The organism is Dryocola clanedunensis subsp. sulfonylureivorans (genome assembly GCF_016756775.1).
Lineage (GTDB): Bacteria > Pseudomonadota > Gammaproteobacteria > Enterobacterales > Enterobacteriaceae > Dryocola > Dryocola clanedunensis.
The window spans coordinates 25,853-38,965 of the sequence record NZ_JAERMU010000011.1 but is presented as its reverse complement, the minus strand read 5'-3'; the positions used below and the strand labels follow the sequence as shown (position 1 = coordinate 38,965).

12 protein-coding genes are annotated in these 13,113 nt (G+C 53.6%); 6 read left to right on the top strand and 6 right to left on the bottom strand.

Annotated features, from left to right (window positions below; all coding sequences use genetic code 11):
- Positions 1-10: 10 nt before the first annotated feature.
- Positions 11-781 (bottom strand): 2-dehydro-3-deoxyglucarate aldolase, encoded by a 771-nt coding sequence (gene garL / locus HYQ67_RS12995; RefSeq protein ID WP_202304103.1) that lies wholly within the window; start codon positions 779-781, stop codon positions 11-13.
- A gap of 26 nt (positions 782-807) precedes the next feature.
- Complete coding sequence (locus HYQ67_RS12990) at positions 808-2,139, bottom strand: MFS transporter (protein WP_202304102.1); 1,332 nt, start codon at positions 2,137-2,139, stop codon at positions 808-810.
- Positions 2,140-2,532: 393 nt separating this feature from the next.
- On the opposite strand from HYQ67_RS12990, the gene garD reads away from it, so the two are divergent.
- Positions 2,533-4,104 carry a galactarate dehydratase gene (gene garD, locus HYQ67_RS12985; RefSeq protein ID WP_202304101.1) on the top strand — a complete coding sequence of 524 codons (1,572 nt, stop codon included), beginning with the start codon at positions 2,533-2,535 and terminating at the stop codon, positions 4,102-4,104.
- Positions 4,105-4,169: 65 nt separating this feature from the next.
- On the opposite strand, the gene HYQ67_RS12980 is transcribed toward garD, so the two are convergent.
- The gene (locus tag HYQ67_RS12980) at positions 4,170-4,415 is read right to left on the bottom strand and encodes a biofilm development regulator YmgB/AriR family protein (protein WP_202304100.1); all 246 of its coding nucleotides are present in this window, start codon (positions 4,413-4,415) and stop codon (positions 4,170-4,172) included.
- 602 nt (positions 4,416-5,017) lie between these two features.
- Here HYQ67_RS12980 and HYQ67_RS12975 point away from each other — a divergent pair.
- Complete coding sequence (locus HYQ67_RS12975) at positions 5,018-5,350, top strand: anti-adapter protein IraM (RefSeq protein ID WP_202304099.1); 333 nt, start codon at positions 5,018-5,020, stop codon at positions 5,348-5,350.
- Positions 5,351-5,365: 15 nt separating this feature from the next.
- Here the strand turns inward: HYQ67_RS12975 and rsmI are convergent, their stop codons facing one another.
- Positions 5,366-6,232 carry a 16S rRNA (cytidine(1402)-2'-O)-methyltransferase gene (gene rsmI, locus HYQ67_RS12970; protein ID WP_202304098.1) on the bottom strand — a complete coding sequence of 289 codons (867 nt, stop codon included), beginning with the start codon at positions 6,230-6,232 and terminating at the stop codon, positions 5,366-5,368.
- Between the two features lie 62 nt (positions 6,233-6,294).
- On the opposite strand from rsmI, the gene HYQ67_RS12965 reads away from it, so the two are divergent.
- Genes HYQ67_RS12965 through dolP form a run of 4 tightly spaced genes read left to right on the top strand, consistent with a single transcriptional unit; the run spans position 6,295 to position 9,922 of the window.
- Complete coding sequence (locus HYQ67_RS12965) at positions 6,295-8,376, top strand: penicillin-binding protein activator (RefSeq protein WP_202304097.1); 2,082 nt, start codon at positions 6,295-6,297, stop codon at positions 8,374-8,376.
- Positions 8,334-8,729: a YraN family protein gene (locus HYQ67_RS12960; RefSeq protein ID WP_202304096.1), complete on the top strand. Its 396-nt coding sequence runs from the start codon at positions 8,334-8,336 to the stop codon at positions 8,727-8,729. Before HYQ67_RS12965 ends, HYQ67_RS12960 begins: the two co-directional genes overlap by 43 nt.
- A 17-nt stretch (positions 8,730-8,746) precedes the next feature.
- Positions 8,747-9,337: a DnaA initiator-associating protein DiaA gene (gene diaA / locus HYQ67_RS12955; RefSeq protein WP_202304095.1), complete on the top strand. Its 591-nt coding sequence runs from the start codon at positions 8,747-8,749 to the stop codon at positions 9,335-9,337.
- Between the two features lie 9 nt (positions 9,338-9,346).
- On the top strand, positions 9,347-9,922 hold the full coding sequence (gene dolP, locus HYQ67_RS12950; RefSeq protein ID WP_202304094.1) for a division/outer membrane stress-associated lipid-binding lipoprotein: 576 nt from the start codon (positions 9,347-9,349) through the stop codon (positions 9,920-9,922).
- A 68-nt stretch (positions 9,923-9,990) separates the two neighbouring features.
- Here the strand turns inward: dolP and HYQ67_RS12945 are convergent, their stop codons facing one another.
- Positions 9,991-11,901 (bottom strand): BglG family transcription antiterminator, encoded by a 1,911-nt coding sequence (locus HYQ67_RS12945; RefSeq protein ID WP_202304093.1) that lies wholly within the window; start codon positions 11,899-11,901, stop codon positions 9,991-9,993.
- A 45-nt stretch (positions 11,902-11,946) separates the two neighbouring features.
- Positions 11,947-13,098, bottom strand: coding sequence for a lactonase family protein (locus tag HYQ67_RS12940; protein ID WP_202304092.1), 1,152 nt, complete (start codon positions 13,096-13,098; stop codon positions 11,947-11,949).
- Positions 13,099-13,113: the final 15 nt, after the last annotated feature.

Below are 13,113 nucleotides of genomic sequence, written 5' to 3'. Positions count from 1 at the left end.
TAGATGGTGGTTATTTTTTAAAAGAATCTGCAAGATTCTGGGTCGCAGAGCGGAAGCAACCCAAATCGCTACCCACGGCAACAAAAGTGGCGCCCCATTCCAGATAGCGACGAGCATCTGCCTCAACCGGCGCCAGGATACCCGCTGGTTTGCCATGCGCTTTAGCACGAGCAAAAATGTGTTTAATGCACTGCTGGACTTCCGGGTGCGAGGCGTTACCCAGATGGCCCAGTGCCGCCGCCAGATCGCTCGGGCCGACAAAAATGCCGTCCACGCCGTCGGTGGCCGCAATGGCATCCACGTTATCGACGCCCTGCTGGCTCTCGATTTGTACCAGGATGGTGATGTTCTGATTCGACTGGTTGAAATAATCCGGCACGGTGCCAAACATATTGGCGCGGTGGGAAACCGACACGCCGCGGATCCCTTCCGGTGGATAGCGAGTAGAAGAGACGGCCAGCGCCGCTTCCGGCTGCGTCTCCACGAACGGGATCAGGAAGTTATAAAAACCGATATCCAGCAGGCGCTTAATGATCACCGGGTCGTTGGTCGGCGCGCGGACCACGGCGGCGCTTTCGCTGCCTTTCAACGCCATCAGCTGCGGGATGAACGTGGTGACATCGTTCGGCGCATGTTCGCCGTCCAGCACAATCCAGTCGAACCCTGCCAGCCCCAGCACTTCGGTGCTGATGGGGTTTGCCAGCGCGGACCAGCAGCCGATTTGGGTCTGCTGCGCTTTCAGCGCGGCTTTGAATTTATTCGGGAATACGTTGTTATTCATCTGCTTTACCTTAAAGTTTTCGTTGCTTACTTCTGCAATTCCAGACGCTTGATGTCACCCACCACGAACAGGTAGCAAATCATCGCCATCAGGGCGGAACAGCCGACAAACACCAGAGCTGCGTTGAAAGAGTGCAGCTCGCTGACCAGATAACCAATCACCAGCGGCGTCACGATGGAGGCCACATTACCAAACACATTGAACATCCCGCCGCACAGCCCAACAATCTCTTTTGGTGCCGTATCGGAGATCACCGGCCAGCCCAGCGCGCCAAAACCTTTACCGAAGAATGCCAGCGCCATCAGGAAGACAACCAGCGCGGTGTTGTTGGTGTAGTTACAAAGGATGATGCTTGAAGCCAGCAGCATGCCCAGCACAATCGGCAGCTTACGGGCAAACGTCAGCGAATTACCGCGCTTAATCAGGTGATCCGAGAACACGCCACCCAGCACGCCACCGGCAAAACCGCACAGTGCAGGGATAGAGGCGACAAGGCCCACCTTCAGAATCGACATGCCTTTCTCCTGCACCAGATAAATGGGGAACCAGGTGAGGAAGAACCAGGTAATGGTGTTAATGAAATACTGCCCGAAGAACACGCCGAGCATCATGCGGCTGCTCAGTAATTGCTTGATGTAATGCAATTTCGGGCCATTGTCCGCATTCTTCTCTTTCTTGTGGTCCATATCCACCACCGCGCCGCCTCTGGAGATGAAATCCAGCTCCTCTTTTGACATGCGCGGGTGGTCGGTTGGGTTATGGATAAACTTCGCCCACAGGAAGGTCAGTACGAAGCCAATCACACCCATCACGGTAAACACGTGCTCCCAGCCCCAGGCAAAGGTCAGCCAGCCAAGCAGCGGAGAGAAAAGCGCCAGCGAGAAATACTGCGCCGAGTTAAAAATCGCGGAAGCGGTGCCGCGCTCCTTCGTCGGGAACCAGGCCGCTACAATACGGGCGTTGGCCGGGAAAGAAGGCGCTTCGGAGAAGCCAAGCATAAAACGCATGAAGAACATGGAGATACCGGCGTAAGCCAGCGGGATCATGCCCACGAATCCCTGCGTAAAGGTAAACAGCGACCAGAAGAACAGGCTCCAGGTGTAGACCTTTTTCGAGCCGAAGCGGTCAAGCAGCCAGCCGCCGGGGATCTGCATCAGCAGATAGGCCCAGCCGAAGGCGGAGAAGATATAGCCGACCGAGATAGCGCTCAGGTGCAGCTCTTTGGCAACTTCGGAACCGGCAATGGAAAGCGTGGCACGGTCCGCATAGTTAATGGTCGTCACAATAAAGATAATTAATAATATTAAATATCGGGTGTGATGCCCTTTTTTTGATTCAACGACAGTGTCCAAAATCATTTATACATCCTCTGGGTCGGATACAGCTTGCAAGGATCTTTTATTTATAAGCCGCGACGAAACCAATATATTCTGGCTTTATATCGCTGACGTTAATTAGCCTGGTGTTGATAATACGCAATACAGTATAGTCAGCATGAAATAGCCGGGCATTAGGCATATGCACAATAAACAATTTATAATTGGTTATAATATTGAGCACAGGCACAGCTTTATGGGGCGCATTGCACAGATTTTCAGATTGCCCTCCTTACGGCGCAGGGGCTGAACAGATTAAGTGATCTCCGTCACATTCTTATTTCTCGTGACCTGACATTCTTTATTCAACAAGTGAGCAAATCACATTTTAAATTATTTAATTAACATTCAGGTAATATCTGGAGAGTAGTGACAATGTCAAAGATAGAAATTAAAGAACACGCGCCCGCGGCGTTTTATATTAAGGTTCATGAAACCGACAATGTCGCTATTATTGTTAACGACAATGGTCTGAAAGCAGGCACTCAATTCCCGGACGGCCTGACGTTAATTGAACATATCCCGCAGGGGCATAAAGCCGCTCTGGTCGATATCCCCGCTCACGGTGAGATTATTCGCTATGGCGAAGTCATTGGTTACGCGGTGCGGGACATCCCGCAGGGAAGCTGGATCGACGAATCCTTAGTAAAACTCCCGAAAGCTCCGCCGCTGAATACGCTGCCGCTGGCGACTAAAGTACCGGCTCCGTTGCCACCGCTGGAAGGCTACACCTTCGAGGGTTACCGCAACGCCGACGGCAGCGTTGGCACCAAGAACCTGCTTGGCATTACCACCAGCGTGCACTGCGTGGCGGGCGTCGTGGATTACGTGATCAAAATCATCGAGCGCGATCTGCTGCCGCGTTATCCGAACGTTGACGGCGTGGTTGGCCTCAATCATCTGTACGGCTGCGGCGTGGCGATCAACGCCCCGGCGGCGGTTATTCCTATCCGCACCATTCATAACATCGCCCTGAACCCGAACTTTGGCGGCGAAGTGATGGTTATCGGCCTGGGCTGTGAGAAGCTTCAGCCGGAGCGCCTGCTGGAAGGCACCGACGACGTGCAGGCAATTGCCGTAGAAGATGCGAGCATCGTACGGTTGCAGGATGAACATCACGTTGGCTTTAAATCAATGGTGGACGATATTCTTCAGGTTGCCGAACGCCACCTGCACAAGCTCAACCAGCGTCAGCGTGAAATCTGCCCCGCATCTGAACTGGTTGTCGGGATGCAGTGCGGCGGCAGCGACGCCTTTTCCGGCGTAACGGCAAACCCGGCGGTGGGCTTTGCTTCAGATCTGCTGGTACGCTGCGGCGCAACGGTCATGTTCTCGGAAGTGACGGAAGTGCGTGACGCCATCCACCTGCTAACACCGCGAGCCATCAACGAAGAGGTGGGCAAACGCCTGCTGGAAGAGATGGCGTGGTACGACAACTATCTGGACATGGGGCAAACCGACCGCAGCGCTAACCCTTCACCAGGAAATAAAAAAGGCGGCCTGGCGAACGTGGTGGAAAAGGCGCTGGGTTCCATTGCCAAATCCGGCCAGAGTGCGATTGTCGAAGTGCTGTCGCCGGGCCAGCGCCCAACTAAACGTGGGCTGATTTATGCAGCAACCCCGGCCAGCGATTTTGTCTGCGGAACGCAGCAGGTCGCATCAGGTATCACCGTGCAGGTCTTTACCACAGGCCGCGGAACGCCATACGGCCTGCTGGCAGTGCCGGTGATTAAAATGGCTACCCGCACCGCGCTGGCAAACCGCTGGCACGACCTGATGGACATCAACGCGGGCACCATCGCCACCGGCGAGGCAACCATTGAAGACGTTGGCTGGGAGCTGTTCAGATTTATTCTGGATGTCGCAAGCGGCCGCAAGCAGACCTTCTCTGACCAGTGGGGCTTACACAACGCGTTGGCGGTGTTTAACCCGGCGCCGGTGACCTGATTTTTTTGAAAATGACTTAGTTTCAGGCGGGTAACCAACCAGTTACCCGCTGACATGCCTTATGCCTAAAACACCTTTCCTGACCCCCCTCCCGTTCGGTAAATCACGAACTCCAGTAATTGCCGGTAGGTATCAAGCGTGAGGATATCGTTCTCCCGCTCAAGACGCGCAATCAGCGTCGCGATAACATCTTTGTTCGTTAACGTTCTCCCCGACATCAGCAGTTCCAACACCACGCTCCCCATGCGTTGCGGCGCGTCGCTGGCATAAAGCTCAGCAGGCATCTGCTGGTTACCTGAACTCAAAGACATCTTTTTCTCCATTATTTAAAAGCTTAGCAAAATACTGAAAACAAATAACCACAACATCGATATGGGAAAATTAGGCTAAATCCAGAAAAAAGCAAGCTAACGGAGAGTTTTTATTAAGCCAGGGGAATGGATACTTTTTCTTTCTGTATGATGTGGCTGGATATTCATTGAGGCATGAATTTATTGGAGCCTTTGAATACGTTCCAGCACCCCCACTGAGAAGGCAAATAAAGCTATTATAAGCGGTAAAAAAATCACTAACCTGCTTTGTGGCGAAGGATGATCCTTATGCCGTATACAAACGAACAACTGATATCCGCGGATTTTATTTAAACTTTAATATCCTTTTGAATAGAAAGGGGATTTTCATCAAAAACAAAAAAAATCGATCATTTTCAATCTGTTGAAGTGAAAATCATCTACACTAGATTCTGAAAATGGTTAGCAAGAGAAGTATGATGACGATACTATCCGGGCCGTAAATTTCTAACCCAATGGATTTTCTACCTTAAGTCGCTATATTTCTGCGCTTTAAATGCAAGGGGATAAATATTATTCACCCACCCTATTGATAAAAAGGGAAGAGTTACCAGGAGATTTGAATGAAATGGGTGGTGATTGACTCAATAGTGAATCCAGAGACAGGAATGGCGTTCTCTTGTATTATTACCGACCGTGACCTGAAACTTATAATCTGGTACAAGGCGAACGGATTTTTATTTCCGGGTGATGAATTGATAACCAGTGATTTAGGTCTATTCATTAATGGGAAATCAGAAGCGTTAACACTGTGTAATATAAGCCCATTCAGTGCCACCTTCTGGCAAACCGTTTTCCGCCAGTCTCGCTGTCCGGGAAATGCAGAGATCAAACCCGGACGCTGCGATTTTGGCGGCGTTTGCCATGTCAAAAACTGCCCTTACGGACTAGCCTGAGCTCGCGCAGAAACCTTACTTCTCATTGTTCTCTAAAGCATATTTGTAGAGCGCATTTTTCTTCACGCCGTGGATTTCAGCGGCAAGGGCGGCAGCTTTTTTTAGCGGCAGCTCAGTCTGCAACAGTGCCAGCGTGCGCAGCGCGTCGGCAGGTAGGGCATCGTCAGCGGGCGCTTTGAAACCTTCCACAATCAATACCATCTCACCTTTACGGCGATTCTCGTCTTCCTTTACCCACGCTGCCAGTTCGCCAATTGGCGCACCGTGAATGGATTCCCATGTTTTGGTCAGCTCGCGAGCCAGTACCACATAGCGGGATTCACCGAGCACAGCGCAGATATCGTCTAAACTATCGATCAGGCGATGCGTAGACTCATAGAAAATCAGTGTGCGAGGTTCTTGTTCAATCGCTTTGAGCGCATCGCGACGCCCTTTTGATTTCGCGGGCAGAAAACCTTCATAACAAAAACGGTCCGAGGGTAATCCTGCGGCGCTGAGTGCAGCAATTGCCGCGCAGGGTCCTGGCAATGGCACTATCCGAATACCAGCTTCACGGCAAGTGCGCACAAGATGGTAGCCAGGATCGTTAATCAGCGGCGTTCCTGCATCAGAAACTAACGCGATACTCTGCCCTTCCTGCAATTTTGCCAGGAGAGTGTCTGATTTTTGTTGTTCATTATGATCATGCAATGCGAACAGCCGCGCATTAATGGCAAAATGCTGCAGCAGTAAGCCGGTATGACGGGTATCCTCAGCAGCAATCAGTGAGACACCTTGCAATACGGCTAACGCCCGCTGGGTTATGTCGCCAAGGTTGCCGATGGGGGTCGGAACGATGTAGAGCGTGCTGGCAGAAACCGCCGCCGATTCGAGTTGTTTCATTGTTTCATCCGTATTGCCGATTTAATATTGAACACTGAGAAGAAAAATTCACTGGAAACAGAATGCTACCGTCTAAAATAATTCGTTCTAAAGCCGGGCGCTGTCTGCCTGTGGTGCTTGCCGCGCTGGTTTTCGCCGGCTGTACCACGAAAACGCCAGACCCGTCGAGCGCACACATCCAGGGCACAGCCTCTGCGGATTCTGCGTACTACCTGCAACAGATGCAGCAAAGCGCAGATGATAGCAAGACCACATGGCAATTACTCGCCATTCATGCACTGCTGACAGAAGGCAAGACCCAGCAGGCCGTGCAGCTGTATAACCAGCTGCCAGCAAAAATGGACGACGTTCAGCGTCACGAACAGTTGCTGCTGGCACCTGAGATCAAGATCGCGCTGAAAGATTATGCAGGGGCAAACGCTCTGCTGGCGAAACTCGACCCCGCCGGTTTTAACAAAAATCAGCAGGCTCGTTACTATCAGGCCATCATCGATGCCAGCCAGAACCGTCCTTCCCTTCCCCTACTGCGTGCCTATATTGCACAAGAGCCGATGCTGACGGGTAAAGCCCACCAGCAAAATATCGACGGTACCTGGCAGGCACTGTCCGCGTTGACGCCAGCACAGATGAACAGCATGGTCATCAACGCAGACGAAAATGTGCTTCAGGGCTGGCTGGACCTCCAGCGTGTCTGGAATGATAACCGCAACGATCCCAACATGCTGAAAGTGGGTATTAAGGACTGGCAAACCCGCTATCCGCTGAATCCGGGTGCAAAAACGCTGCCCACTCAGCTGAGCAATATGCAGAATTACCAGCAGGCATCCGTCGGTAAAATTGCCCTTCTGCTGCCGTTGAACGGCCAGGCCGCAGTTTACAGCCGCACCATACAGCAAGGTTTTGAGGCAGCGAAGAATAACGGTACTGCACCGGTTTCCGCCCTGAGCGCGCCTGCGCAAACCCCTGCTGTACAGCCTGCAGATAACACAGTGGCTCCACAGCCTGTCGAAGATCCCGATGCTGTCGCAAGCCCGTCTGCTGCCTCCGTCAGTGATTTGACCAACGAACCACCTACAGATCAGCCTGTCGACCAGGCAGAACAGCCAGCAACCGCCCCCGCTCAACCGCAGGTGCAAAGCGCTGCTGCGGTTCCGGCCAACCCATCTGCTGAAGTAAAAGTCTACGACACCAGTTCCCAGCCGCTGGCGCAGGTGCTGGCTCAGGCTCAGCAGGACGGCGCAACGCTTGTTGTCGGCCCGCTGCTTAAGAGTAACGTCGAGCAGCTTGCAAGCAGCACGACCTCACTGAATGTGCTGGCACTGAACCAGCCAGAGCACGTGCAAAACCGTCCGAATATCTGCTACTTCGCGCTTTCCCCGGAAGACGAAGCGCGTGATGCTGCTGACCACATCTGGCAGCAGGGTCATCGTGCACCGCTGCTGTTACTGCCTCGCTCATCCCTGGGCGATCGCGTAGCCAAAGCATTCAGCAATGAGTGGCAGAAGCTCGGCGGAGGTCTCGTTCTGCAGCAGAAATTTGGCTCCGTGGGTGAATTAAAACAGGGTATTAACAGTGGTTCCGGCATTGCTTTAACCGGCACCCCGGTCGCTTCAACTGCACCGCAGCAGCAGGAAGCCGTCACCATCGGCGGGCTGACTATTCCACCACCGCCAACGGATGCGCAGATCACCGGCGGTTCCAGCGGTAACGTTGATGCTGCTTACATCATCGCGACGCCTGAAGAAGTTGCGCTAATCAAACCGATGATCGCCATGCGTACCGGTAGCCGCAGCGGCGCACAGCTCTATGCCAGCTCCCGCAGCGCCGGCGGCGTCAACGGCCCTGACTTCCGTCTTGAAATGGATGGTCTGCAGTTCAGCGACATTCCAATGCTCTCTGGCGGCAATCCTTCGCTCCAGCAGCAGGCATTAAGTAGCGTGCGCAATGACTACTCCCTGGCGCGTCTGTACGCGATGGGCGTTGACGCCTGGTCACTGGCAAACCATTTCTCTCAGATCCGTCAGGTACCGGGGTACCAGGTGAGCGGGAACACCGGCGTATTGTCCGCAAACCAGGATTGCGTCATTAGCAGGAAGTTAAATTGGCTGAAATTCTCTCAGGGTCAAATCATCCCGGCCAACTGAGTCGTCAACAGGCAGGCGCGCACTATGAGCTTCAGGCGCGCCGCTTTCTCGAGCGCAAAGGACTGCGCTTCATCGCCGCAAACGTCCATCAGCGCGGCGGCGAAATCGACCTCATCATGAAACAGCACAATGTGATTGTGTTTGTCGAAGTGCGCTACCGCCGCAGCAATCGCTTTGGCGACGCGGCCGCCAGCGTCACCCGCAACAAACAGCAAAAGCTGCTCCGCGCCGCTCAGAACTGGCTTGCACGCACGTCAGGTAGTTTTGATACTGTGGATTGCCGTTTCGATGTGGTAGCCTTCACCGGCAATGAAATAGAGTGGTTAACCAACGCGTTTACCGCAGATGTTTAACAACCAGGTAGAACAACGTGCTCGAAAGAATCAAAGTCTGCTTCACGGAAAGTATTCAAACCCAGATTGCCGCCGCGGAAGCTCTGCCAGATGCTATCTCCCGTGCAGCCATGACGCTGGTTCAGTCGCTGCTTAACGGCAACAAAATTCTCTGCTGTGGCAACGGCACGTCCGCGGCCAACGCTCAGCATTTTGCCGCGAGCATGATCAACCGTTTCGAAACCGAACGGCCAAGTTTACCCGCCATTGCCCTTAATGCTGATAACGTGGTCTTAACCGCTATCGCCAATGACCGTTTGCATGAAGAAGTGTATGCCAAACAGGTGCGCGCGTTAGGACATACCGGTGACGTGCTGCTGGCGATTTCAACTCGTGGTAACAGTCGTGATATTGTCAAAGCGGTAGAAGCCGCCGTGACCCGCGATATGACCATTGTTGCACTAACCGGCTACGATGGCGGGGAGCTTGCCGGCTTATTAGGGCCGCAGGACGTAGAAATCCGCATCCCTTCGCATCGCAGCGCCCGCATTCAGGAAATGCATATGCTGACGGTTAACTGCCTATGTGATTTGATTGATAACACGTTATTCCCACACCAGGATGATTAAGGAGTACAGATGAAGGCCTATAAGCCACTTGCAGTCCTTATTACCGCGATACTGCTACAAGGCTGTGTTGCTGCCGCGGTTGTCGGCACTGCCGCCGTCGCGACTAAAACCGCCACGGACCCGCGTACCGTTGGCACCCAGGTTGACGATGGTACGCTGGAAGTTCGCGTGAACAGCGCGCTGAACAAAGATGAACAGCTGAAGAAAGACGCGCGTATTAACGTCACGGCCTATCAGGGCAAAGTCCTGCTGACCGGACAAACGCAAAATACCGAGCTTGCCTCGCGCGCGAAACAAATCGCTCTTGGCGTAGACGGCACCACCGAGGTGTATAACGAGATTCGTAATATCGCACCAGTTGGCCTGGGCACCGCATCGTCAGATACGTGGATAACCACCAAAGTTCGCTCGCAGCTGCTGTCCAGCGATCAGGTGAAATCCTCAAATATCAAAGTCACGACTGAAAACGGCGAAGTGTTCCTGCTGGGTCTGCTGACCGAGAAAGAGGGTAAAGCAGCGGCGGATATCACCAGCCGCGTTAGCGGCGTGAAGCATGTGACGACGGCATTTACGATTCTGAAGTAAGCATTGCTTATCCGCCCTACCGACACGTAGGGTGGATAAGCGCAGCGTCATCCACCGAAAAGCTCAAATCAAAAACGGCTCAGACACTCCACGGCCACCGCATTGAAACTCGCAAAGTCTGTACATTCACGCAGCTTCGGCATCGCTCTTTCGCGCAAAAACGTCACGAAGATATCGTAAATCGCCATCGCTTCTTCATATTCACTTTTGCTGATCGCCAGCAGGAAGATCACATGTGCCGTTTCATCTCCCCAGCTGATGCCTTCGGGTGCAAGCACCGTATAAACCACCGTTTTATTAGCCATCAGCCCCAGCGAGTGCGGTAACGCTATCCCTTCGCCCAGCATGGTGCTGACAATCGCCTCGCGCTCCACAACCGACGGATAGAAATCTTCTCCGACATAGCCCTCTTCCTCAAGCTGCTCACAGAGCTTGCTGAACAACTGCTGCTGGGTAACCGATTTATCAATGACCATAAAATGGCGGGCATCAAAGAACTTTTCCAGCATGTAGGGGCGCGTTCTGTCCACCAGCACGAGCTTCCCAAGCTGTTCGAGCTGATACTCTGTCGGGAAAGGCGACATCGCCACAATGGGCTTATCTTTTTCGTGAATGCGCGCGGTGGTAATCACAAAGTCTTCCTCAACGCCGGGAAGCTGCTCATACTCACGCAGGGAAATAATACTCGTCACTTCGATTTGCGGATACTTGCGCAGCAGCATCGCCTGAATCATGCGTACCGTAGAGTTGCCGGTGTCACAGACCAGCAGCGCCCGGGGATGACGCTGATAGCCAATATTGTAGTGTCGCTCCAGCCCCACGCCGATATGCAGCACCAGGAAACCAATTTCGTTTTCGCTGATGGCGTAAGGCGTGTATTTCCCCCAGCTCGATACCGCGGCCAGCGTCATGTCGTAGGCCATCGGGTAGTGCTGCTTGATGTTGGACAGCAGCGGGTTAGGGATATTTATCTGGTAGCGCACGCGGGTAATCATCGTTTTGATGTGCGTGAGCAGATCTGCATGCAGCTGGGTATCCGCCAGCATGTTGTAGTTATAGTGGGTATTGATGTAGCGGAGGATGTAATTGACCAGCGCTTCGTCATCGTCGGCGCTGATAGCGCTCGGCGCCACGTCCTGCACCTGTCGTGCGGCGATATGCACCTGTAACCACTGCTCTTCCGCTTCAGAAAGGGGTTTACCCGCCAGGTTTTCAAGCAGGTCAGTAATCTGCCTGGCTGCCTCACGAACGTCATCTTCCACGTTATCGGCGGTAAACTCGGCCAGCGGATAACCTTCGCTGATGCGTCGCACGGCGACGGCGCAGTAAAGGCCGATGAACTGCTCACCTTCATCCGTCAGGCGGATACGGCAGCGGGTGAAGCAATCGTGCAGCTCTGTCGCCAGCAGCTCCGGTACACCCGCGTTAAGGGCCTCTTCGGTGAGCAATGGGTTTTCACTGTCTTCCTGAGTCAGCTGCCAGAGCAGGTCTGTCAGACAGGCACGCATGGCCGTTTCGCTACCAAACAGCTTCATGCCGTGGCGCGGGCGCGTTTCAATCGTCAGGTTGTAGCGGGTTAACCACTCGCGCACTTCTGCCATGTCGCTTTGCAGGGTAGCCCTGCTGACAAACCACTCATCAGCCAGATCTTCGAGCTTGATCGAAAAGGCAGTAGTCAAAAAGCGGACAATAAGATAGTGAACTCGCTCGGGCGAAGTTCTGGGAATACGTAGCTGCCGGGAGGGTTGTTGAACCAGCTCCTCATAACGATCGGCATCTTCGATAATGAGCTGATAGCCTTCGCCACGAGCCAGCGTAAACTGCGCGCCGTGACCTGCGAGGATGCCATTTAACGCTGTGATATCGGCGCGAACGGTACGGGTGGAAACTGACAAACGCCGCGCCAGTTCATCCTGGGGCAGCGTCTCGGTTTGTAGCATCTCAAACAACTGGTGCAAACGTTGGTTTGGGAATCTCAATACAGTTTCCTTTCATTAAACGGGCGCAGCGTGTGCCCGGTAAAGCTATTTTGCGGGAGAGAATACCAGCTGTGAGGGGCTCCCAACCGCCGCATAATCGTTAATAAATGACAGCTTACCGTCCGATTTATCCACGCTAAAACGTGTAATATTGTCGCTACGCTGGTTCATCGCATAGAGATAATGACCGCTGCTATCCAGCGTAAGCGTGCGGGGATAGTCACCGCACGTCCAGATATCGTCCTGATGCGTCAGGCTGCCAGCTGCGGAGACAGTAAAGTGGGCGATGCTGTTATGCAGACGATTGGCGACATACAGCTGCTTACCGTCATGACTCAGCACCAGGCCCGCCGCGAAACTTGTCCCTTTGTAACCCTTCGGCAGCACGGATACCGTCTTACCTTCGGTTAACGTCCCTTTCGCCGTATCGAGCTGATAGTGGGTCAGCGTTGAGGACTCTTCGTTAATCAACCACAGCCCATCCCCCTTCGGCGTAAACACAAAGTGGCGAGGCCCGGCGCCTTTAGATGAGGCGGAGATAAACGGCGGATCGTTTGGCGTCAGCTTGCCCGTCGCGTCATCGAAATGATACTGATAGATCCGATCCAGACCCAGATCGGTAGAAAAGACGAACTTCCCGCTCGGATCGGCGGAGATCATATGCGCATGCGGCCCATTATGATCGCTTGCCGCAAAGCTGCCTTCAACGGCGGCTTCCGGCTTAGCTGCACCAGGCTCTCCCTGATCCTGCTTTGTGTCTGTAGCATCACCCAGGCTGCCATCCTGCTTCACCGGCAGCACCGCAATGGTGCCGCTGACATAGTTAGCCACCAGCAGATGGCGTCCGTTCGGCGTCATCGACAGATACACCGGCCCGGCACCACCAGAGGCCACCTGGTTTAATTCAGTAAGATTTCCATCTTCGCCAACACGTAAGGCTGCCACCACGCCCTTCTCAGCTTCGCTCGCCACATACAGCGTTTTGCCATCTTTAGAGACGGTAAGCTGGGCGGCATTCGGCAGCTGATTCACCAGCGTTTTATGACTGAGCGCGCCGGTCTTCGTATCCACCTGAAAGCGATAAACGCCTTCGCCGTTTGGGTTGTAGGTCCCTACCCAGGCGAACTGCGGCTGGGCCGCTGCCGTCCCGGCAACCATAGCCAGTGAAGCGATAAGCAGATTACGTGTTGCAGGCATTGGAGATCCTCGATG

What these genes read in the sequence shown, in the direction of transcription:
- garL (WP_202304103.1), bottom strand. Translation starts at nt 781, where the DNA reads ATGAATAACAACGTATTCCCGAATAAATTCAAAGCCGCGCTGAAAGCG.
- HYQ67_RS12990 (WP_202304102.1), bottom strand. Translation starts at nt 2,139, where the DNA reads ATGATTTTGGACACTGTCGTTGAATCAAAAAAAGGGCATCACACCCGA.
- garD (WP_202304101.1), top strand. Translation starts at nt 2,533, where the DNA reads ATGTCAAAGATAGAAATTAAAGAACACGCGCCCGCGGCGTTTTATATT.
- HYQ67_RS12980 (WP_202304100.1), bottom strand. Translation starts at nt 4,415, where the DNA reads ATGTCTTTGAGTTCAGGTAACCAGCAGATGCCTGCTGAGCTTTATGCC.
- HYQ67_RS12975 (WP_202304099.1), top strand. Translation starts at nt 5,018, where the DNA reads ATGAAATGGGTGGTGATTGACTCAATAGTGAATCCAGAGACAGGAATG.
- rsmI (WP_202304098.1), bottom strand. Translation starts at nt 6,232, where the DNA reads ATGAAACAACTCGAATCGGCGGCGGTTTCTGCCAGCACGCTCTACATC.
- HYQ67_RS12965 (WP_202304097.1), top strand. Translation starts at nt 6,295, where the DNA reads ATGCTACCGTCTAAAATAATTCGTTCTAAAGCCGGGCGCTGTCTGCCT.
- dolP (WP_202304094.1), top strand. Translation starts at nt 9,347, where the DNA reads ATGAAGGCCTATAAGCCACTTGCAGTCCTTATTACCGCGATACTGCTA.
- HYQ67_RS12940 (WP_202304092.1), bottom strand. Translation starts at nt 13,098, where the DNA reads ATGCCTGCAACACGTAATCTGCTTATCGCTTCACTGGCTATGGTTGCC.